This is a genomic window from Lewinella sp. LCG006, assembly GCF_040784935.1.
Lineage (GTDB): Bacteria > Bacteroidota > Bacteroidia > Chitinophagales > Saprospiraceae > Lewinella.
This window is the reverse complement of sequence record NZ_CP160680.1, coordinates 6,683,925-6,705,866: the sequence shown is the minus strand read 5'-3', so window position 1 is coordinate 6,705,866 and position 21,942 is coordinate 6,683,925. Positions and strand designations below refer to the sequence as shown.

The window sequence follows — 21,942 nt, the reverse complement described above, 5'->3', positions numbered from 1 at the left end:
ATGCACTTACAAGTGCTTTATGAGGACAATCACCTCATTGCCATTAACAAGCCTGCGGGCTACCTGGTTCAAGGTGACCAGACGGGAGATACTACTTTGGCGGAATATGTAAAGAATTACATAAAGATCCAATACAATAAACCTGGCGATGTCTTCCTTGGCGTCATCCACCGCCTGGATCGCCCGGTAAGCGGTGTACTGCTTTTTGCTCGGACGAGTAAAGGACTGACGCGGATGAATGAGTTGTTCAAGGAACGCGAAGTTGAAAAAACCTATTGGGCCGTCACGGAAGCCCAGCCCGATCCTATGGAGGGTGAGTTGGTGCACTTTATCAAAAAGGACAAAGAAAAGAACCTTGCCCGCGCTTACGACTTTATGAGCAACCGGGCCGACGGCGCTAAAAAAGCAGAATTGAAGTACAAAATGCTGGGCCGGATCAGCACTTATGTTTTGCAGGAAGTAAAACCTAAAACGGGGCGCCCGCACCAGATTCGAGTACAATTGTCAAAGAACAATACACCAATTCGAGGAGATGTCAAATATGGTGCGTCGGCCACCAATACAGATGGTAACATCAACCTGCACTGTCGCGAACTTTCGTTCATCCACCCCATCAAGAAAGAGCGCGTGACCATCTACGCCAATCCTCCAAAAGAAGACATTTGGGACCTGTTTAAAGGCTTCTGGCAACGATGATCCCTTTCGTGAAATACCAGGGCGCGGGCAATGATTTTGTAATTGTCAACCATTTGGAAGGTGCTCTCCTTAAGGATCTTTCCGTCGCAAATATTGCCCGTTTATGCGATCGTCGCTTCGGTATCGGTGGCGACGGCTTAATGCTATTGGAACCACATCCCGAGCTGGACTTCGAGATGAAATACTACAACTCAGATGGCCGACCTAGCACCATGTGTGGCAATGGCGGGCGTTGTCTGGTGGCTTATGCTCACCGGCTGGGAGTTATCACGAAGGAAACGGTTTTCCACGCCGTGGATGGTATTCACCGAGCGATCGTTGAGCGCCCGGATTGGATTGAGTTGGAAATGGGGCAAGTGAATAAAATAGAGGCTGTTCTCGATGGCTGTTTTCTGAATACGGGATCTCCGCATTATTTGGAATGGCACGATGATTTAGCCACCATTGATGTGAATACCCAAGGCCGAACCCTGAGAAACAACGAAGTATTCTCTCCCGGTGGTACCAATGTGAATTTCATAAAAGGAGATATCCATGGCTTGACCATTGCAACCTATGAGCGGGGCGTAGAAGCGGAGACGCTGGCCTGTGGTACGGGGGTGACCGCAGCGGCCATCGTCGCGGTGCAGCGCAATGGTCAGACCGGGCAATTTACCGTACCCGTCGAGGCGAAGGGAGGGCAGCTGGAGGTGAAAGTAAATTACGATGGCCAGGTCTTTTCCTCCTGGCTGTGTGGCCCGTCAACCTTTGTTTTTGAGGGAGAAATAAAAGTTTGAACGGTATTAAGGAGTAACTCTCATTTTGACTTTTTATAGCCACGGAGGCACGGTGACACGGAGTTTTTTTTGTAGTATATACTTGGTGCTCGGATGGAGCACTTTTTGAATCCAAGTACCAAGTACCAAGTACCATGTACCAAAACCTCATCTCACCAATAACTCCTCTCTCAGCAACCGCTCGTAAGCAGGCTGGCATTCGCGGGCAATTTCCTCCAAGTGCGCGGGAAGCTCAATAAGCTTCTCCTGATAGGGTTTGAATCCTGTAGAAGCATGAACATTGCTGTACCAGTATTTGGCCCAAACGCCATCCTCTGGAAGGGCACCTGCGGGCCATGTGAGCATCTTTTCCGTGAAAGGAATTTCCAGGCGGTCACAAAGCTTTTGCAGAATACCCCTGGGGTTTTGCAACAATACGCGAGCATCCACGATGGCTTTCAGCAATTGGTGCTCTTTAAGGTAGGCGTACAAATCATCTTGTTGAGGAATGCCAATATCAAAGGGCGTTGGCTGCTGGATGACTTTGGTATAGGAGGCCAATATCGCCCTTGGGTCACGGATCAACATCACATTAGCGCACTGGTGTAGGAAACTTCGATTCAAATCCAGCAAGTGGTGCGTCATTTGCTTATGGACAACCACAGGAGTAGGGTAGTGGCTCCCAAGAATTACCTGTGTGACCACTTCGTCTCCATCTGCCGATTGACTGGCCATGATGTCAGGAACGCCCGGATGCGCTGCCTCACTGTTGGTATTCGCTAAATAGTAAGCATACAAAGGCTCATCGACTACCGTAGTGTCTGGCCTTTGCGCAAAGCTGTACATCAATGCCGTCGATATATTTCTCGGGCTGGACCATAGGTTGATGATTTTCATAGTTATTTGTCCTCTACGAGGTATTACTTATTCTGTTAGCTTTTACCGCACCTTCACCAACTGATCAGTGGCCAAAACATGACCTGCTTCATCGCTGATTCGCAGGAAATATACGCCTGCGGCCCATTTTTCTGAAGAAATATTTTCCTCATTTAGAAAAATCTTGCTTATTATTTTTTCACCTAAAGCATTATACACTTCCAGCTGGTAGCGGGCTGAAGAATCGTTCATCTTGACCGTGAAATTGTCCTTGGTAGGGTTGGGGTAGATGGCCCAAGCCTTGTCTTCTAGAAGATATTCTGCATCGTTGACCATACAATTTGGGTCATCGCTGGGGAGAATTTCGAATGTAATGGTGGTATCGGTCAGGCAACCTAAATTATCTTCAATCGTTAATTGAAGGCTGGTCAAGCCAATATCCTGGGGGAGAATAAGAATGCTGTCTGAATTTTGAAACAGGATGTCGTCGCTATTTTCCCAGTACCAGGTGGCGGCACTTACGATTTCTTCGCCATTAGCTTCGATTTCGCCTTTCATACTGATTCCCCAGGAAAAAATGACGCCATTGTCCAGGCCTATATTATCCCTAATTCTCATCTCCCATTCTCCATTTAAGGGGCAACCTTCCAAGACCGAAAAACTATCTTCAGGTTCGTAACTTCCTGCCGGGAAATAGGTGTCAGTGTAGGTATAAACTGAACCATCTATATCACTGGGTACGGTGGTGTAAGTATAGGTAGGAGCATTGACATCAAATTCAATCAAGGTACCATTAGCACTTTCCGGTACGAAGGTATACCGGTAAGGAATTCCATAAGTGGTGTCTAAAGACGACACTCCATCAACAGGATTGCTCGCAAAAGGCTCCCCAAAATTAGTGCTTCCTGTTCCACTTGGAAAATCAAGTAAGAAAACACTACTCCCGTTGGGACAAATCAATTCTATGTCTAAGTCGCCAGCGTAAGAATGTTCAATGTTCATCCAAATGCTGTCAATCGGGTTTTCTTCACTGACGGTAGCTCCTGCTGGGAAAAGATTGAAATTAATCACTGATTCGTATTGCCCCCCTGTCCCATCTGGTAGTAAGATGGTATCACCATTTGCGCCCACATTGTAGGTAAGCAGTGTCGAAGGCAAGAATGTAAAGCCAGGAATGTTACTAAGCGAGTCAAGCAAAGTGTAAAGTAAAATGGTATCTCCCCAGCAGTAGGTGTCTTGCAGGAACTCACTGGCGACAACGCTAATCCCCGGTGATACCCTGACGAAACGGTAAGGCAGGTTTACCGTAGGGCAGCCCCAGTCATCGGTAATATTCAGCTGTACCAAATAGAACCCAGGTTCGGTAAATACCTTCTCCACTTGGGGGCTATTAGCAACGGTTCCGTCCCCAAATTGCCAGTTGATGGTGCTGGTCGTCAAATCTTGTGAATAAAAAAAGTCATTTTGCGGAAATATGGCTTGCGCATCAAAGCGTACCGTATCTCCTGGGCAGATGTCGATAAAGGGCGTGTTGGGTATCGCGGGAGGTGTACTTCCTATATCTGCTAAAATGGGCTGGCACGAGAACAAACAGGCAATAGTGGCTTCCCAGCCAGCACTTTCTCCGTCCTCATCGCTATTGAATTCAACGTAAAGACAACCACTAAAATTAGCTGCTGTTGCTTGCACCGAGAAGGGTATACCCGCATGAATACTTACGGGAGGGATGATCAATGGCGCCGAAGCGTCGGTACCATCATAAAACCTCAGGGTGTCACCCGGCAGCAGCTGAATGTTGGAAAATTGCAGTAGGCTATGGCTATTTTCACTGGGATCACTGCAAATCAAGGTGGAAACGGTAGTGTTCTGTTCGTAGTCATCTTCTCCTCCTGGATCAAAAAACACACCACCACAATCGGTGATTGGGGTGCCGTCCATGATGTAATCCTGGGCATGGAGTGAGTGTTGAATACCTGGGAAAAGGAATAGAGCAGAGAGAAAAATCTGGAGAGTGCGCATGGTTTGGTGTTTTGTTAAGATGTAAGTCACTAAAAATACTAATCAATATTAAAAATCAATAATTATTTCACCAATTAGTGACCTACACCTTACCAACTTGCCTTACTCCAACTCCACCACCAAATCATCCTGCTGTACCAGCGTCTTTTCTTTCAAATGAATTTTCTTCACTATTCCGGCTACTGGGGAAGTAATGGTGCTCTCCATCTTCATGGCTTCGATGATGAACAGTGGAGCGTTTTCCTTGATCTCCTGTCCCTCTTTTACCAGAATTTTGCTAAGGTTACCCTGTAGCGGCACACCGATTTCTTTGTCGCCGCTGGCTTTGCGGTTCATGACCCGATCTACTTTAAGGTTGCGGTCACGCACCTGAACCGACCTTGTTTGACCATTTAAGGTGAAGAAAACCAGTCGGTTACCCAAGTCATCTGCCGCCGTGCTGTTGAGGTAACGGATCATAATGGTCTTACCTGGCGCAATGGATACCATGATCTCTTCATTGGGTTTTAAACCGTAGAAGAATGCCGGACTCGGGAGATTGCTGACTTCGCCAAACTCTTCGCGGAAGTCGTAATATTCCTGGTAAACTTTGGGGTAAAGCAGATAGGACAGCAAGTCTTTTATCCCTAAATCTTTACCAAATTTCTTTTTGAATGCCTTGAGTTCTTGTTCAAAATCGATGGGCTCCATGTGGGCATTGGGGCGATCGGTATAGGGCTGTTCGTCCTTAAGGACCAACTGCTGGATTTCTTTGGGGAACCCACCATTTATTTGCCCCAAATCGCCGCGCATCAGTGCTTTAACACTATCGGGAAAAGCCAGTTTGTTGCCGCGCTCAAGTACATCTTCCTTGGTCAGGTCATTGCTGGTCATGAACATGGCCATATCTCCCACCACTTTCGAAGAGGGGGTCACTTTGATCAAGCCACCAAAGAGCTCATTTGCTGCCTCGTAATTGGCTTTGATGGTCTCAAACTGTTCTTCCAAGCCCAATCCCCGGGCTTGGGGTCGCAGGTTGGAGTATTGCCCACCGGGGATTTCGTGTTCGTAAACACTTGCCGTACCGGCACGCAACTCCGTTTCAAATGGGTAGTAGTAAGCCCGGACATTCTCCCAGTAAGCACTGTAAGCATTCAAGGAGTGCAGATCAATTTTATTTTCGCGCGGGTGGCCCTGCATCATGCCCACCACCGAATTGAAGTTGGGCTGTGAGGTGAGGCCCGACAAGGCACTTATAGCAACATCCACCACATCCACACCGGCATCAATCGCTTTCAGGTAAGTAGCTGCCTGAATACTGCTGGTGTCGTGTGTATGCAAATGGATAGGCGTGTCAACGGTTTCTTTTAACTTGCTGACCAATAGCTCTGCTGCCAGCGGTTTCAATAGCCCGGCCATGTCTTTGATGGCAATAATGTGAGCACCCGCATCTTCCAGTTGCTTGGCCATGTCGAGGTAGTACTGGAGATTAAACTTGGTCTTTGTGGGGTCAGTAATGTCTCCGGAATAACAGATACATGCTTCTGCGAGACTGTTGGTGTTTTCTCTTACGGTCTTGATGCTGATAGCCATATTGTCGACCCAGTTGAGGGAATCGAAAATGCGGAAAACATCAATACCCGTTTCGGCCGCCTGTTCAATAAAGCGAATGACCAGATTGTCGGGATAAGCGGTATAGCCAACGGCATTGGAGCCCCGCAAGAGCATTTGCAGCAGGACATTGGGCATCGCTTTGCGTAGCTGTGCCAATCGCTTCCATGGATCTTCCTTGAGGAAGCGCATGGCTACGTCAAAGGTTGCCCCTCCCCAAACTTCCATACTGAAGATATCGGCGCCGTGCTGTTGAGCAAAGCTTTCTGCTACTTGTAGCATATCGAAAGTACGCATGCGGGTAGCGAGTAAGCTTTGGTGGCCGTCGCGGAAGGTGGTATCGGTATAATGAATTTTAGGATCGGCCTTTAGGTCGGCGATAAAGCCTTCCCGTCCCAGATGAGTGAGTCGATTTTTGCTGCCCTCGGGAAACATTCCATCTTCTTGCCGGTAAGGAACATGAGGCTTGAGAAAGACCTTGGTTTTATCATGAAACTTCACATCGTCGTTGCCATTTATGTTGACTTCCGCTAAATAGCTAATCAGCTTGGTACCTCGATCTTTCCAATTGGGTGCTTGAAGGAGTTCGGGGTGAGCAGGAATGAAGCCCACGGTCGCCTGTCCTTTTTTGAAAGTAGGGTTTTGCAAGAGGTTGAGTAGGAAGCCAATATTGGTCTTGACACCGCGAATACGGAATTCCCGGAGTGCTCGGTGCAGGCGTTCGCTTGCGCCTTCGAGTGTCCTACCCCAAGCTGTTACCTTCACCAGCATGGAATCAAAATACGGGCTGATTTTTGCTCCAGGGAATGCACTGCCTGCATCAAGACGAATTCCCATCCCCGAGGCAGAGCGGTAGGCAATCAAGGTGCCATAATCCGGCTTAAAGCCTGCTTGTGGATCTTCGGTAGTAACGCGGCACTGAATAGCAAACCCATTGATTTTTACATCGTCCTGGCTCCGGATAAAAATGGTCTTATGGGCCAGCGGATATCCCATCGTAATGAGAATCTGAGATCGCACCAAATCAACACCAGTTATCTCTTCCGTAATGGTATGCTCGACCTGTATGCGCGGATTAACCTCAATGAAGTAGATGTTCTCTTCCTTGTCTACCAGGAATTCTACGGTACCAGCACAGCTGTAGTTTACTTCTTTGCCAATGCGGATAGCGTACTCGTAAAGCTTTTCTCTGGTTTCCTCCGAAAGGGTAATACTTGGTGCTATTTCTACTACTTTCTGAAAACGACGCTGCACCGAGCAGTCGCGCTCGTAGAGGTGTACGATATTGCCTTGCTTATCGCCCAAAATTTGCACTTCAATGTGCTTAGGCTCTTCAATGTACTTTTCGAGGAATACGGTATCGTCACCAAAAGCAGTTTTGGCTTCTCCCTTTGCTTCGTGGTACTCAGTGACCAGTTGCTCGTCATTGCGCACGACCCTCATACCGCGCCCACCACCACCCGAGGCGGCTTTGATCATGATGGGGTAGCCAATTCTTTGGGCTTCCGCAAGGGCGATCTCCGCAGTATCGAGGTCTTTCTGAGAGTCTTCAATCAGCGGAACATTGACAGAGCGAGCCAGAATTTTTGCCGCCATTTTGTCACCCAAGCGTTCCATGACTTCGGGACTAGGCCCAACAAAAGCTATCCCTTCTTCCCTACATCGGCGGGCAAAGTCCACGTTTTCGCTGAGAAAGCCGTAGCCTGGATGGATGGCATCTACTCCTTTTTGTTTGGCCAGTTTGATGATGGCCTCGATATCAAGATAGGGCTTCAGGGGTTCATCATCGGGACCGATTTGGTAAGCTTCGTCGGCTTTGTAGCGGTGTAAACTATAGCGATCTTCAAAGGTGTACATGGCCATCGTACGCAATTTCAACTCGGAAGCTGCACGCAAAATACGGATAGCAATTTCACCTCTATTGGCGACAAGAATTTTTTTGAATCGTTGGATATCTTTGGGCATGGGGTATTTTTTAAGGACCAGTTGACTGTTTGTTGGTAGCATTACGTAGCTACTTCAATTACTTTAACTCAGTAGTAAAACTACAAGTTCGTTAAGGTAATTTACAGCCTCAAGTTAGAAAAATCTGAATTGTTCGTTTTTACGAAAGCTACTGTAAAGCAATTAATAACCGTAGCGCCAACCAGTGAATTTTCCTTCCAGATAATCAACTTGTTGTACGTCACCTAGCCGGAAACGGACGGGCATTTTAGTGGCAGATTCTATTTTTACTTCCAATCGGCAAAAAAAGGCCAGATCGGCCGTGGAATAGCAGAGGGGTTGCTGCCTTAATACAGGTGAGGAATTAATCAAAGTTAGAGACGACAGGTAAGCTGGAGGAGCTGCTATTGCTGCAAGTTGAGGTAAAACGCCAGGAGTTACCACAATCGAGGAGGAAAGGGGAGTAGTTGTTTCTTTTTCTTCTTGTAACAAAAGCATAGGTTGCTCAAGTACTTCCTTCCTTTGCCCAAATAAGGAATTACAACCAAGTAGCAAGAACACCAAACCGACCAATAGATATTTGTTCATGCGCTAGTTGTTTAAAGGTGAGATTTTTCTGATTTATGCGAAGAAAAGCAGTGTCAATCCGTTTCATCCGTTCGATCAGTGTTCTATCCTGATTTATCCACTAGACTTTCTTCGACCCGGCGTACAATTCGAATTTGTGGAATTTACATGGAATCTGGCTATTCAACAAATGAATCTTACGAGAAGGTCGAAGTCCGACACTTTTTATGGCATCCAAATTGCCAGAAAGTATCCATGCTTGGTACCCCGTGAAATCGGTCTTGAGTTTGTCACCGATCTCCTGGTAAAGGCCATTGATGTCTTCAGGATCAATTCTGAGGCCGTAAGGAGGGTTAGTCACCACCGTGCCCGGACCTTCAGGAGGGAGGAACTTTTGGAAACTACTACGTTTTACCCTTACGTAATTACCCAGATTGGCCGCATTGATATTGTTTTCAGCAATACGAATAGCTTTGAAATCCTTGTCACAACCAAGGATAGGGATATCGTAAGGACGGCGTTGTGCGCGTGCTTCTGCTTTGATTTCTTTCCAAATGCCGGGGGAAAAATCCTGCCAGTTTTGGAAGGCAAAATCCCGATACATACCCGGAGCCTGGCGTGCCGCTACCATGGCCGCTTCAATAAGAATGGTTCCTGATCCGCACATCATATCAACAAAAGGCTGGTCAGCTTGCCAACCAGAAAGCTGTACCATTCCGGCTGCCAATACCTCATTAAGCGGCGCGGCGCCTCCATCGGTACGGTAACCACGCCGGTGCAAGCCATCACCAGAGCTGTCCAACGAAAGGGTAGCTTCTTCGCGATTGTCGAGATGAAGATTGAAACGAATATCAGGTGATTTGGGATTTACACTTGGGCGTTTCCCTGTTTTATCTCGAAACCAATCGGCAATGGCGTCTTTGGTTTTTAGCGCCAAATACTGGCTGTGAGTCATCCTGTTCGACTGCGTGACGGCCTGGATGGCAAAGGTCTGGTGCAGTTGCAGGTATTTCGACCAATCGATTTCCCGTAGGGCATCATAAAGCCCCTGTTCATTGGGAACGTGGAATTGCTTAATCGGAATTAATATACGTACGCCACAGCGCAACCACAGGTTGGCTCGGTAGAGCAGTGCCTGATCTCCTTCACAATTGACGGCCCGATTAAGTACCGTGATATTCTTTGCGCCTAAGGCCCGAAGTTCTTCCGCAAGAACCTCTTCCAGGCCCGCCAGTGTTTTTACCAACATTTCCATCCCGCAAAGGTGCTGAGAAATTTGCCAAAAACGAGCATTCTACGGGATTTTCTTGACTTACTGAGTCATCTTTAATTCATTAGGAAGACATCTCCCTTGATAATTGTCCTTTCTCCGTTTTGGAGTAAAAGTTCTGCCCAGTATACAAAAACGGCTTTGTTAAGGGCTTGGCCCCGTACTTTTCCATCCCAACCTTGAGAAGGATCGTTGACCTGAAAATTCTCGTTAACGAAAATTTGATTACCCCAACGATCAAAGATGTTTAAGGATAATATAGTGATGATTTGTTGTGGGTCACCATAAATGGTAAAGCGGTCATTAGTACCATCTTGGTTGGTTGGTGAAAACACATTGGGCACAAAAACGGGTACGGATTCATCCACCAGTAGAAGTATCCTCGCCGTGGAGGTACAGCCGTTAAGATCAGTGACTACTACTTCAAGAAAAGTCGTTTGCGTTGCGGTGAAAATAGGGTTTAGGCAATCCGTACAGCTCAATTGTGGGTCACTGCTCCATTGTATGCTGGCGATCTGGTTATTGGGTTGATTGAAAAGCGGTTTCAGGGTATACTGATCGCCTAGCTTTAATTCCACTTGCTCTTCCAATACCATGTCGATTCCTGGTGCCTGACTGATGCTGGTCACACTTTGTGCTTCGCAACCATTGAGGTCCTGGACTACAAGGTCGTAAGTGCCAGTAGGTAGATTAGAGAAGACGGGTTCACTGACAAAAGTATCCCCGCCATCTATACTGTACAAATAGGGCGGACTACCACTGCTTACCACGTCAAAAATGATACTGCCCGTTTCTTCATTACAAGCAATGTTGTTGGTAATCAGCGCATCAATGCTTGGCTCTTCCATGACAATGCTAAAGGCATCCGTAGATTGGCAATCATTATCTGTATTGGTGACGATGAGAGAATAGTTGCCAGGGATACTGGTAGAAAAACTGGGAAGGGTACTTTCTACTACCGTGGTTCCGCCAGCATCAACAATGGTATAAATGATATTATTTCCCTGGCTGGAATTGCTCAAATCAATGAGGGCAGTACCGGAAAAACAATCCAGAATTGTTGTACTGGGGCCAGCTTCAGCAATAGGGGCATCCTGATCAAGTGCGATATTTGCTTGGTCATTTGCAACACAACCATTAAGGGTGTCGATGACATTAAGTTGGAAATTGCCAATGAGGCCAGTCGTCAATTGCCAGTTGCCGGTACTCAGGATGCTACCATCGGGAGCTATCCAGCTGGGTACCCAGTTGGTAGGGCCTTCCTCTCCCTGTAAAGTAGCTGTTGTCGCAAAGCATCCTATCGTTAAATCCTCTCCAGCGTTGGCCATTGGTGCCAAAAAGTCATCACTTACTTCGATACTGATTTCATCGGTACAGTCATTGTCTGTATTGGTTATTTGCAGGGTATAATTTCCTGCCTGATCAACGAAAAGATCCGGGGTGTTACCCAACACGAGCTCATTCTCATCTTGCCAGTTATAAGCGAGGTTTACCATGGAAGGACTGCTACCCATTAGCGTAACAGAAGGTGCGTAACAGTTGATGATAGTATCGTTTAAAAGGGGCAATTCAGGGAGTTGTTTGTCTTCTATGACATCAATACTTAAAGTGTCGGTACAATGGTTGCGTTGGTCGGTAACGATTAAGGTATAAACTGCCGCCGATACCGCTTCAATACTACTCAAGTCAGTTGGGCTTACAATAGCACCGGGCTGGCTGGTCCACAGGTAATCGTAGTTGCCAGAACCATTGCTTATGACAGCAATCAATACCGTAGTATCAACACTACAGGTCAAGGTATCAACCGGTAAGAAATCAATCACGGGTGGAATAGTATCGATACCTACATCAAAAAGAATAGTACTGCGGCAACCGTTCAATTGATCTCTAATGGTAAGGGAATATCCACCCGCCTGACCAACAGCTTGTTCCCAGCTAGTGCTTGGTAAAATATCTCCCATCGCATTTCTCCAAATAGGGGTGTAATGCGCCAACCCGGGGAGGGTGCTTAAGATTATCGTATCATTAAGGCAATCAAGATCCCCAGGCAAATTGGGCGTTACACTCGGGGCGATGGTGTCAATAGCTACTTGCACTTGAGCCATTTGTGAACATCCATTGTCGGCATCGGAAAGTAAGACTTGATAAGTACCAGGGGTGCTGATTTGTGCGGTAGCGGAGTTACTAATGATCACTCCCAGGGGATTCTCCCAACTAAAACTGAGGTTGCCAGTATTAGGACTAGTGGCTGTCAGGTTGATCATCGGGAAGAAACAGTTTAATAACGTATCTGGTATGGGGGCGATGGTCAGTGAGGATAAATCTTCCAGAACAGTACTCATTAAGGTATCGGTGCAGCCGTTGCTAAGATCCTCAATGATGAGCTGATAGTCGCCAGGTTCCTCAACTATTATATCTTCAGTTTGGGTACTGCCCACAATTCCTCCGTTGGGGCCTGACCATTGATAACTATAGCTGCCAGATCCACTCAAGATGTTAGCATCTATACTCACTTGATTTTGGTCACAATCCAGGGTATCGGGTAGATTGACAAGCATAAGCTCCGGCGCGACAAAATCTCCTGTGATGGTGATGGTATCTCTACCCGTACAGGTTGTGCCATTTTGGGAAGCAACCAGTATATACATAGCTGGAGTAAAAACATCTAGAGTGGTGACATTGCCAGCCAAAGCAACACCATTAAGATCTTCCCAGCTCAGCGTCCAGTCTGGATCAGGATTGGCAATGCCTAATTGGATGGTATCTTGGGTACAGTTGAGGCTGTTCGGTCCACTAATGACCGGAGCCAATGATGAGGGATAAACATCAACTTGGATACTGTTGGAAGCTGAACAGTTATTATCGTTGTCTAAAATACTTAAAGTGTAAGTGTCAGGTGTACTGACATTTAGCATAAAAGGATCGGGCGCCGGGATCACATTGTTCGCAGCATCCGTCCATTGATAGGTGTAATTCCCATTCTGGCTAGAGTTACTGGCATCAAGAATAATGCTGGTAGTGCCACAATCTAAAGAATCCAGTGCAGAGATGATTACTGCTGGTAGTAAGCTGTCGCCAACGATGGTGGTGGATTGGGTGCTTAAACAATTGTTAGCATCCGTTACACTAAGGGTATAGGTGCCACTTGACAAATTATCATTGAGCGCATTCATACTGCCATCGGACCAGCTAAAAGTATAGGGGGCAACACCACCGCTGGCCTGGCCTTGGAGACTACCTAAGGTCTGGCAGTCAGCCAAGAGGTTGAGGGTATCAATAGCAATTTCTAGTAGGGGAGGTTGACTGAGCGTGACGGACAGGGTGTCTAAACAACCATTGCTATCGTTGATGAAAATATTGTAAGTGCCAACATCTAAATTGTCAACTATCGCCGTATTTAATCCAGCCTGATGGCTCCATATATAATTGTAAACGCCAGTTCCACCAGTAGGGGCAACCGCTATGGTCCCATTTGCCGCACCAAAGCAGTCGATGGTGTCAATTTGGGCGGTCGTAGTAATATCAACAACGAGTACCTGCGCTTCGCCTTCTGTCGTTCCGTTACAACCATCGGCACTGAGGTTAGCCAGTTGGTAAACGCCAGTATTGGTAATGGGGATTTGGAAAACACCACCGGGTATATTTGTATAAGTGGTGGGTGAACCATTATCCAGCAAATCGAAGGAAAAATTGGTGCCGTCCGTCAAGGTGATCGGAAGCGAAACATCAGGGCGACCATCGCATAGGACAAAGTCTCCATCTAGCATACCCTGAGGAGATTGCGCATGGACAATATGTTCTAAAATTTGGGTAGTACCACACTCGTCGGTGATCACTAGGCGGATGGTGTCATCAGTAAGGGGAATACCGTTAAAGATAGAATCCTGATCTCCATTAGACCATTCATAGAAAATCTCTCCAGTACCTCCACTGGGGACTGCGACCAACTCCAATCCATCACCGGCACAGACCGTATTAGGGCCCATTATGCTACCCGTAAGAGGCGTTGTCTCCAGGATGGTGATGGTGAGTTCGGATTCACTACAATCACAAGGATTTCTAAGTTTTATCGTAAAACTCTCCGGACCTTCAATAATTGCGTCAGCAAAGAAATCAATGACCACCGTATCAGCAAAGACGCCAGCCGGAATAACAACAGAATCGGGGAGTGCGGTAAAATCTACACCAGGAGTAGCGGTGCTGCCCGGTAGGAGGCTATAAAAGACGGTAAGATCATTGGTGAGCACTGAATCTCCTCGAGTAAAAATTATGGAAGTAGAGCCACACCCTTCATAAGAAGTGTCATTGGTCTGGCTTGGCCCTGTCACCTGACTAGCAATACGTGAAGTAAGTCCTGCTGCAAAACTGTTGGCTTTCAGGAAAACGGCCGCATCAAGTTGATCGTCAAAGCCACGATCACTCACCACCAATTTAATGTGATAGGTCTCACAAGGAATGACCCTTGCCGAAGCAACCAAAGGGACGGTAAACCCATCAAAGGCATTAAAATCAGAGGCCGGTGCGGGTTGGTTGAGGCTACAACCTACTTGTCCGGGAGGTATATTGTTGCGATAGAAGGTGTTGTTGAAAAAAGGGCTAATACTTCTAGCTGTTATTGCTTGGTTAGTACCCGGAACAATAGCAATATTGATCCCATTATTCGTGAAAGGGCCTGTGATTCCAGGCCCGTCGATAAAAAAGCCAAATAAATCAATGAAGGAGCTAAGTGAAAACTGGCAATATTCTTCAGAAGCAAAAACAAACTCAAAAGAGATGCTATCTAGGGTAGGAACAAAGTCAAATTCAAGAACTACAGGGTCGAAAAAATTAGAATTGTTGTCGCCTTCCAGCATGGATAGGGTGGCTAGATCTGGATCAGTATTGGTAACACCATAACCAGTGGAAAGGGTGTTGGCATCACCAAGAGTATATCCAAGGTTAGGCCCCATAATTTCTTCCACATTGCCATTAGAAAGGATGATCCCTTCTGCAAAGCCGATGGAGGCAGCACCATTGGTGAAAACGCCTGCTTGACCTACCTCACCTCGAAGTTGAATATTAGATACTTCGAAACATTCTCCTCCTCCCAGGAAAATTTCTCTGATTAAGTATTCACCATCCGTGTTACTTACTGCCGAGATTGTATCCGATTGTGCCTGCACTCGGTTGTTCGGACCCCAAAGGAGTAGCACCAAAGGAAGTATAAATACCATCCTTTGAGTTAGGAGTTTGTTCATGTTGAAGTTGTGTTCCTGATAAAAACTATTCAAAAAATGCAAGCAAAGTCCTTGGATAAGGGTAGTCCAAAGATACTAGATTTGACGGGAAGCACACTAAATAGTAACGGTAGGAATTCGACCATTGAGGCCGATTTTTTCAATACAGGGACAAGTACAATGGGGGGGAGGTATCCAATAGCAGTGCAAATAAGGGCACTGCTATTGGGCTGCAAAGAAGGCAGTTACTCGTACTTAAACGGAAGTACTTTACTGTCTTTAACCGAAGAAAGGGTCATGAGTGTTTTTAGACGCTCAATTTCTTCAATCTGAGAAAGTGTTTTGAAAAGTAATTTCTCGTAGGTAGGAATATCCTGACAAACAATTTTGATGAGGAAATCAGCATCACCGGTAATGATGTAACACTCCACAATCTCTTCAATTCCTTTAATCTTTTCGAGGAAATGATTAAGGGCGTTTTCTTTTTGCCAAGCCAAGGATACCAGCACAAATGTCTTGACATTCAACCCAATAGACTGAGGGTTTACCTGGGCATGGTAGCTTTGGATAATCTCACTCTGTTCCAGCTTCTTGACACGCTCAAGGGTAGGTGCAGGCGAGAGGCCAATTTTTTTGGAGAGGTCTAGGTTGGTTATTTTACTGTTCTCCTGGAGGATCTTCAAAATTTTGAGATCAATTTTATCCAGTTTATCTGCCATCACAAGTTTATTATTCGATTATCAAAAGAAAAAGCTAAGATAGTTAGCTTTGAAATAAATTACAATCATTTTGAGAAAAAGCCTATCAAAATTTTATTTCCAATCTTATTTAGAGGGGTAGACTTTAATAAAATTCGGTAAAACCTTGATATAAAAAGAAACCCGTTGGCGGAGACTTTCTCTACCAACGGGTAACTAAACGCAGGAAAAATACCTTTATTATCTTATGGCCAGATGCCAAAAGAGGTATAATCGCTGGCTATTTTATTGATCGCATTGACAAAAGCTGCTGTACGTAAATCTTTGATACTACGCTTGCGCTTTTGGATTTCACGAATTTGGTGATACGCAACAATCATGGTTTCTTCCAGACCACTGCGAACGAGATCAATCTCATCGGCCCCACGGGCAATCATCGCACGCTGGGCATCATTGACGGACTTGCCAGTAAGTTCTTCTACAACATTGATGATGTTGCTGTAAGTTTGCTGGTTAAATCGCTTGTCCATTCTACCAAAACGCATGTGCGATAGGTTCTTCAACCATTCGAAATATGAAACCGTAACACCACCTGCATTAAGGTAAAGATCAGGTAAAATCATTTTACCTGCTTCAACCATAATTTTTTGAGCTTCGGCTGTTACTGGACCATTTGCCGCTTCCGCAATAATTTTGGCTTTGATCCGCTTTGCGTTTTCTTTATCGATCTGGTTCTCTAGTGCTGCTGGAACGAGAATATCACATTCAAATTCCATCACTTCCCGGCGACGTTCTTTCGGGAACGATTTCGCACCTGGATAGTTGAGAATAGATCCGTTTTCGGCGCGGAACTTCAACAAGTCATGAATATCGATGCCGTCCTTCTTGTAAATAGCACCTTCAACTTCCGAAACACCTACAATAGAGATACCACCTTCATCCTGTGAGATCATGGCGGTGTAGGAGCCTACATTACCAAGGCCTTGAACGACCATCGTTTTTCCTTCGGTACCAGTAGTAAGGCCCAGTTTTTTCATGTCTTCAGAAACAGAACAAGCTTCGCGAATACCGTAGTATACGCCCCGTCCGGTAGCTTCCGTACGACCTCTAATACCGTTTTGGGTAACAGGTTTTCCCGTCACACAGCCCGCAGCATCAATGTCGCCGCTGTGAAAAGAACGGTAAGTATCGTAAATCCACGACATTTCCCTTGGTCCCGTTCCATAATCAGGCGCTGGTACATCAATGGCTGGGCCAATGAAGTTACGGCGAATCAATTCCGTGGTATAGCGGCGAGTAATTTTTTCCAATTGCCCGGGGGTGTATTCCCAAGGGTTGATTTTTACCCCGCCTTTGGCGCCACCAAAAGGTACGTCAACAATAGCACATTTGTAAGTCATCAAGGTCGCCAGGGCCATTACTTCTTCCTGGTTGACGTGATTACTGTAACGGATACCTCCTTTGGTTGGACTACGGTGATGACTATGCTGCACACGGTAAGCTTCGATTACCTTTACCTCATTTCCGAATTTTACCGGGAAATGAATTCGGTAAACAGCATTACACGCTTTAATCTGCGACAGTAAACCATCGGGTAGACCCGTATGGATGGCTGCATTGTCAAAGTACTTTTGTACACTTTCGTAAAATACGTCCGGCTGGTTATTAGCCATGGTCATTAATTTGATTTTCAATTTTGGTTAGTCTTCGGTCGAGCACGACCAAGAACAAAATAAGCCCAATAAATACGGCTACAATCACCGCTACTACGACGTACATTTTTCCCATGCTACGCATAAAGTCGGTTGAACCAGTCTGAGCAGCACCCGTGGTGAGGCAAGAAAATACGAGGAATGCAGTAAGGATCCAGTTTGCAGCTTTCATAATGGATTATTTTGCGCGGCTAAAGTCGATATTTTTTAGAAAACGGCCACTTTTTAAAGGCTTTCTTTTGTTTGTTTGGCTGAACTATTTTTCGATAGTGTCACCTTCGTCCCATTTGTCCCAAATATATTCTTCCAAGCGAGAGGCCCGATAGAGTAAACTGGCGATCCAGCAACTGATAAGTGTCCAGCCAATTACAGCGGGGTAAAAAACCATCCGCATGGTATTGTCAAGGTCTTCTCCTCCTAAGGCCGGATTGCCACCGTTGCCGGGGTGAAGGCTGTCTGTAAGGCGAGGCAGGACGTAAATCAACGGAATTAAAGCAATGAAAGCAAAGATGTTATATACTGCTGAAATCCGCGCACGTTGGGCCTCGTCGGGGAAGGCACTTCGTAAAACAAAGTACGCCATGTATATGAGTAGGGCAATCAGCGTTGTAAACTGTTTAATGTCCCAACTCCAGAATTTCCCCCAGGTGTATTCGGCCCAAATAGCCCCCGTAAGTAAGCCTAAGCCACCTAAAAGTAGGCCTACACTCGTCAGCGCCGAAGCCCAGTAGTCATAACGGCTTTCTAATCGGCGAAGATATTTGATACTGTACACCATAGCTGCAATGAAAATAATCATCATCGCCAGCCATAAGGACACATGGAAATAAGTATTGCGAATGGTTTCTCCTAAAATGTTTCGAAAGGGAAACGTAATACCTTTCTGCTCGTGTAAGGCATTCATTGGTTCGTTTATCCACAGCTGATTTCCCTGGTCGGGATCAATCGAGTCTTGCGTGACCAATACGGCGTTGGGCCTTACCGCTGCACCATCAATTGGGTTGTCAATGACGAGCGCGAAATCCTGAACACGCTGAGTACTTGGCAGATAGTCGGGGATAAGAAATGCTACGGTAGCGTGACGAGGCCCTTTTATTTCGATACGGTTAGCCGCAAGGCTACGCTCATTGTCCATTTTTAACCACATGCGCAGGGTATCCTCTGCTTTATCAAAATTGGTATTGTACCCCTCTATGTCCAAAATCAGCTCTTGACCCGTAACCGCAGAAGAAGGCGTCACCACCGTGATGCCCGGCTTTAAAGGAACCAGTAGTCCTACAACAAAAACGTAGAGCAGAATGAGAACTCCTAGTGCTTTCCACCAAAATTGACGGATGAGTTTTTCCATAATGGCTTTAAGTTTGTGACGAAATGACGTTTAATCTCGCCAAAGAAAAGGGTAAAGTAATAGGGCTACACTGAGCAATACCAAATTGATCGCGACCAAGATAAGGATATCACTGGAAATAGAAGTATCTCGGATCAGCCGTAACGCGTTTGCTCCAATTTTCACCAAGGTAAGTAAAATAGGGATGATCACAGGGAAACCCAAAATGGCCATTAGTGTCGCACTATTTTGTGCTTTGGCCGAAATGGCAGAAACAAAAGTAAACGCAATAGACAATCCCATGCTACCAAGAAATATTGCCAGCACAAATAATCCTGTTTCCTTAACCGGGTTTCCGGTGAGTAAACTTAATGCTGCCCAGCTTAAAAGACTCAGGAGGAAGAGTAGGGTCGTATTGTAAATGATTTTTGCAAATAACAATGCCAATGGATGCACCAAATTATAGTAATACAACTGACGACTTTGGCTCTCTTGGACAAAACTCTTGACGATGGCACTAATGGCGGCAAAAAGAATAATTACCCAGAAGATGGCGTTCCAAATCTTGGGTTGAATATCAATCAATGCTGAGTAAACCAACACAATGGTTGCGAGTACATAAAGCACAATACCACTAAGGGCATATCGGGTACGCCATTCTAAAATCCAGTCACGCCAGAGTAGGCGCATTGTTTGTTGTAACATATTCATCTGCCGACAAAGGTAATAAATCACTTGTTGTCTAGTGGCTTAGTAAGCCCCAAATGCTTGGTTTTATGACCTAAAAATCGCAATGTTTACAGCACTACTAACACTATGACAGGTTTCTCCGCGCAACTTCTATTTAATACCTTGGCTGGTGTATATTTGCAGATCATTATTACGTCAAATTACTGACAACTTTGAGAGATTACATGAATACCTACCTATTTATTAAAAAAATGCGTCCATTTTTTCTAACTGCTATCTTCTTGCTTGTCAGCCTGGGGATGAGTTGGGCAGAAGTTACTTATTTTCAAACCAAAGCACTTGCTGGTGATGGTACCTACAGTATGTTGCGGCGATATCAGCTAGATGGGCATCGCTGTAATTTTGATCAGTTTTACCAATTGAACAGCATTGATAAGAATACAGGATTACGAGCGGGTAGACTCTATTTTCTACCCATTCAAGTCTATACTTTCGATGGCCGCACAATTCGTTCTACCATTGGTAATAACGACTGGAACACGGCGGTGAAAATTCGTGATTATAACCTGGCCTTGGTCAATCTGGGGCTGCTGACCTCAAGCTATGACAAAAGCCTGAAACTGCTTGTCCCTCACCATATTTTGAATTGTGAAGAGGAAACCATCAATATCGCATCCCCCGTATCGACCGATCCGGAAGAAGTAAGTGGGGGGAGTGGTAGTACCGCGGAGAATGATGGCATTTCAAGCAGTGGTGGTCGGCGATTGTTCCCGATTTTTGGTCCAGAATATGCTTACACGCCTTTGGCCAGCACAAAACTACGAGGAAAGGTCTTTTATGTGGTAGGTGGGCACGGAGGGCCTGATCCCGGAGCCATTGGCCAGCGCGGAAATTATCGTCTCTGTGAAGACGAGTACGCTTATGATGTTGCACTTCGACTTTGCCGTAATCTAATCGCCAATGGAGCTACGGCCTATATGATTAACCGTGATCCTGATGATGGTATTCGTAATGATAAATTTCTCGAATGTGATACCGACGAGGTGATCTGGGGAGATATCCGGCAATCGTCAAATCAAAAAGTACGATTAACGCAGCGTTCTGATATCATCAATGAACTTTATGATAAACATCGTTTGCAAGGTGTAACCGATCAAAAGGTGGTGGTCATACATGTAGATTCTCGCAGCCAAAGTCAACGTACGGACTTGTTCTTCTATCATCATCCTTCCAGCGAAAGTGGCCGTGATTTGGCCCGACAGATGCAGCGAATCATGCGGGCCAAATATCGCCGTTATCGTTCCAATGGTGAATACCACGGCACCGTTACGGCACGCGATCTTCACATGCTACGGGAATGCAAGCCTACTTCTGTGTATATCGAGTTGGCTAATATTCGCAATACCACCGATCAACAACGCATCATTATCCAACGCAACCGCGAACTGCTAGCAGAATGGATGCTGGAAGGATTGATGAATGAAGGTGATGATTAAAATTTAGGGCAAATTACCTTGAATCGTTCCTTACTTGGGTGCACATAAATCATGGAAAGTTCGAAAGCTCCCCGAGAATTGTTGGCACTTGAAAGGTCAGAAACAGTGACATCGTAGCTGAGTCCAAATTGCCAGCGCTCAACTTCCAAGATGGCACTGACAACCATAGCGTCTAAGCCCATGCCACTTTCACCTTGCTTAGCAACGCGCCCCCAGAGTCCTGCCCTGATGGCGACCTCCCGCCAGTCGCGGTTGCTATAACGTAGGTTCAAGCCGCCAATGCCCAGGAAAGAGGGGCCTTGCCCCATCAAAGCGACCGCAGGCAATAGACTGGCTTCTCTGGTCAGGCTAATCTGCCCTCCCGCCTGTCCTACCCAGCGACGGTATAGCTTTTCGCTTTGGTCATCAAGGAAAGAAACATTAGGCTCGGTAAGGTGATGGATCGCACCACCCAGGTAAAAGCTGTTGTCTTCGTCAATAACATTGTAATAAAGGACTCCCGCATTGAATTCCATGAAGATATCGGTTTCCATCGCGCTAAGTGCCTCCCCATTAGAAGCCGCAAAGTTGATGAAAGGATTTCGATTGTCAGTTACGTCAAATTGTTCTGAAAACCACAGCTCGTTCCAATCGTAGGACCACTGTGCGACACCTAATTGAGCACCACCAATCAAGAACTGACCTGAGCCTCTTGAGCGCCCACTACCGACCTGCTTGAGGTAAGAACCACTAAGAACTGCACGGGATTGACTAAACTGAGATTCACCTACCTGGTCGCGCAGCACGGCAACACCCACGCTGTAATAATCATCGCGACCTACCGGACGGCGACTCTCAAACGAAGCCGCAATACTCTTATAGGCCTGGTTGCCAAGCACGGCATAATTCTGTGTCCGATAATTGGCTGTAAAACGATATTCCCCAGGAAAGACGCCCGTCAATGCGGGGTTCATCTGCAAAGGAGAAGAATAGAACTGGCTGAAATGAGGATCCTGAGCACTCAGTTCAGAGGGGATAAAACAGCCTAAGCCTAAAATAAAAAGAAGCGTATATAAGGTAGAGTTAATTTTCATGCTGAAAGTTTTG

Annotated in this window: 15 protein-coding genes; 3 read left to right on the top strand and 12 right to left on the bottom strand. The window is 46.0% G+C overall.

Annotated features, from left to right (window positions below):
- The gene (locus AB0L18_RS24500) at nt 1-696 is read left to right on the top strand and encodes an RluA family pseudouridine synthase (RefSeq protein ID WP_367389959.1); all 696 of its coding nucleotides are present in this window, start codon (nt 1-3) and stop codon (nt 694-696) included.
- Nucleotides 693-1,472, top strand: a complete 780-nt coding sequence (gene dapF / locus AB0L18_RS24495; protein WP_367389958.1) for a diaminopimelate epimerase — start codon at nt 693-695, stop codon at nt 1,470-1,472. Before AB0L18_RS24500 ends, dapF begins: the two co-directional genes overlap by 4 nt.
- A 147-nt stretch (nt 1,473-1,619) precedes the next feature.
- Here the strand turns inward: dapF and AB0L18_RS24490 are convergent, their stop codons facing one another.
- The 11 genes from AB0L18_RS24490 to AB0L18_RS24440 all read right to left on the bottom strand — a co-directional run bounded on the left by AB0L18_RS24490 (nt 1,620) and on the right by AB0L18_RS24440 (nt 19,360).
- Nucleotides 1,620-2,348, bottom strand: coding sequence for a hypothetical protein (locus tag AB0L18_RS24490; RefSeq protein ID WP_367389957.1), 729 nt, complete (start codon nt 2,346-2,348; stop codon nt 1,620-1,622).
- Nucleotides 2,349-2,390: 42 nt separating this feature from the next.
- On the bottom strand, nt 2,391-4,346 hold the full coding sequence (locus AB0L18_RS24485; RefSeq protein ID WP_367389956.1) for a PKD domain-containing protein: 1,956 nt from the start codon (nt 4,344-4,346) through the stop codon (nt 2,391-2,393).
- A gap of 102 nt (nt 4,347-4,448) precedes the next feature.
- On the bottom strand, nt 4,449-7,901 hold the full coding sequence (locus AB0L18_RS24480) for a pyruvate carboxylase (RefSeq protein WP_367389955.1): 3,453 nt from the start codon (nt 7,899-7,901) through the stop codon (nt 4,449-4,451).
- Between the two features lie 162 nt (nt 7,902-8,063).
- A complete protein-coding gene (locus AB0L18_RS24475; RefSeq protein ID WP_367389954.1) occupies nt 8,064-8,468 on the bottom strand; it encodes a hypothetical protein in 405 nt (134 codons plus the stop codon).
- Nucleotides 8,469-8,568: 100 nt separating this feature from the next.
- Nucleotides 8,569-9,702, bottom strand: a complete 1,134-nt coding sequence (locus AB0L18_RS24470; RefSeq protein WP_367389953.1) for a class I SAM-dependent RNA methyltransferase — start codon at nt 9,700-9,702, stop codon at nt 8,569-8,571.
- A 71-nt stretch (nt 9,703-9,773) separates the two neighbouring features.
- The gene (locus AB0L18_RS24465) at nt 9,774-14,954 is read right to left on the bottom strand and encodes a choice-of-anchor L domain-containing protein (protein ID WP_367389952.1); all 5,181 of its coding nucleotides are present in this window, start codon (nt 14,952-14,954) and stop codon (nt 9,774-9,776) included.
- A 224-nt stretch (nt 14,955-15,178) separates the two neighbouring features.
- Nucleotides 15,179-15,652: an Lrp/AsnC family transcriptional regulator gene (locus AB0L18_RS24460; protein WP_367389951.1), complete on the bottom strand. Its 474-nt coding sequence runs from the start codon at nt 15,650-15,652 to the stop codon at nt 15,179-15,181.
- 224 nt (nt 15,653-15,876) lie between these two features.
- A complete protein-coding gene (locus AB0L18_RS24455; protein ID WP_367389950.1) occupies nt 15,877-17,304 on the bottom strand; it encodes a Glu/Leu/Phe/Val dehydrogenase in 1,428 nt (475 codons plus the stop codon).
- The gene (locus tag AB0L18_RS24450) at nt 17,297-17,515 is read right to left on the bottom strand and encodes a CcmD family protein (RefSeq protein WP_367389949.1); all 219 of its coding nucleotides are present in this window, start codon (nt 17,513-17,515) and stop codon (nt 17,297-17,299) included. Before AB0L18_RS24450 ends, AB0L18_RS24455 begins: the two co-directional genes overlap by 8 nt.
- An 84-nt stretch (nt 17,516-17,599) precedes the next feature.
- Nucleotides 17,600-18,691, bottom strand: coding sequence for a cytochrome c biogenesis protein CcsA (ccsA, locus tag AB0L18_RS24445; RefSeq protein WP_367389948.1), 1,092 nt, complete (start codon nt 18,689-18,691; stop codon nt 17,600-17,602).
- A 30-nt stretch (nt 18,692-18,721) separates the two neighbouring features.
- The gene (locus AB0L18_RS24440) at nt 18,722-19,360 is read right to left on the bottom strand and encodes a heme exporter protein CcmB (RefSeq protein WP_367389947.1); all 639 of its coding nucleotides are present in this window, start codon (nt 19,358-19,360) and stop codon (nt 18,722-18,724) included.
- 251 nt (nt 19,361-19,611) lie between these two features.
- Here AB0L18_RS24440 and AB0L18_RS24435 point away from each other — a divergent pair, with 251 nt between their 5' ends.
- On the top strand, nt 19,612-20,856 hold the full coding sequence (locus AB0L18_RS24435) for an N-acetylmuramoyl-L-alanine amidase (protein WP_367389946.1): 1,245 nt from the start codon (nt 19,612-19,614) through the stop codon (nt 20,854-20,856).
- On the opposite strand, the gene AB0L18_RS24430 is transcribed toward AB0L18_RS24435, so the two are convergent.
- Nucleotides 20,853-21,929, bottom strand: coding sequence for a PorP/SprF family type IX secretion system membrane protein (locus AB0L18_RS24430; RefSeq protein WP_367389945.1), 1,077 nt, complete (start codon nt 21,927-21,929; stop codon nt 20,853-20,855). The two genes, AB0L18_RS24435 and AB0L18_RS24430, sit on opposite strands and share 4 nt — an antisense overlap.
- Nucleotides 21,930-21,942 lie beyond the last annotated feature (13 nt).

Excerpts from the sequence above, each read along its gene's own strand:
- AB0L18_RS24500 (WP_367389959.1), top strand. The coding sequence starts at position 1 with ATGCACTTACAAGTGCTTTATGAGGACAATCACCTCATTGCCATTAAC.
- dapF (WP_367389958.1), top strand. The coding sequence starts at position 693 with ATGATCCCTTTCGTGAAATACCAGGGCGCGGGCAATGATTTTGTAATT.
- AB0L18_RS24490 (WP_367389957.1), bottom strand. The coding sequence starts at position 2,348 with ATGAAAATCATCAACCTATGGTCCAGCCCGAGAAATATATCGACGGCA.
- AB0L18_RS24485 (WP_367389956.1), bottom strand. The coding sequence starts at position 4,346 with ATGCGCACTCTCCAGATTTTTCTCTCTGCTCTATTCCTTTTCCCAGGT.
- AB0L18_RS24480 (WP_367389955.1), bottom strand. The coding sequence starts at position 7,901 with ATGCCCAAAGATATCCAACGATTCAAAAAAATTCTTGTCGCCAATAGA.
- AB0L18_RS24475 (WP_367389954.1), bottom strand. The coding sequence starts at position 8,468 with ATGAACAAATATCTATTGGTCGGTTTGGTGTTCTTGCTACTTGGTTGT.
- AB0L18_RS24470 (WP_367389953.1), bottom strand. The coding sequence starts at position 9,702 with ATGGAAATGTTGGTAAAAACACTGGCGGGCCTGGAAGAGGTTCTTGCG.
- AB0L18_RS24465 (WP_367389952.1), bottom strand. The coding sequence starts at position 14,954 with ATGAACAAACTCCTAACTCAAAGGATGGTATTTATACTTCCTTTGGTG.
- AB0L18_RS24460 (WP_367389951.1), bottom strand. The coding sequence starts at position 15,652 with ATGGCAGATAAACTGGATAAAATTGATCTCAAAATTTTGAAGATCCTC.
- AB0L18_RS24455 (WP_367389950.1), bottom strand. The coding sequence starts at position 17,304 with ATGGCTAATAACCAGCCGGACGTATTTTACGAAAGTGTACAAAAGTAC.
- AB0L18_RS24450 (WP_367389949.1), bottom strand. The coding sequence starts at position 17,515 with ATGAAAGCTGCAAACTGGATCCTTACTGCATTCCTCGTATTTTCTTGC.
- ccsA (WP_367389948.1), bottom strand. The coding sequence starts at position 18,691 with ATGGAAAAACTCATCCGTCAATTTTGGTGGAAAGCACTAGGAGTTCTC.
- AB0L18_RS24440 (WP_367389947.1), bottom strand. The coding sequence starts at position 19,360 with ATGCGCCTACTCTGGCGTGACTGGATTTTAGAATGGCGTACCCGATAT.
- AB0L18_RS24435 (WP_367389946.1), top strand. The coding sequence starts at position 19,612 with ATGCGTCCATTTTTTCTAACTGCTATCTTCTTGCTTGTCAGCCTGGGG.
- AB0L18_RS24430 (WP_367389945.1), bottom strand. The coding sequence starts at position 21,929 with ATGAAAATTAACTCTACCTTATATACGCTTCTTTTTATTTTAGGCTTA.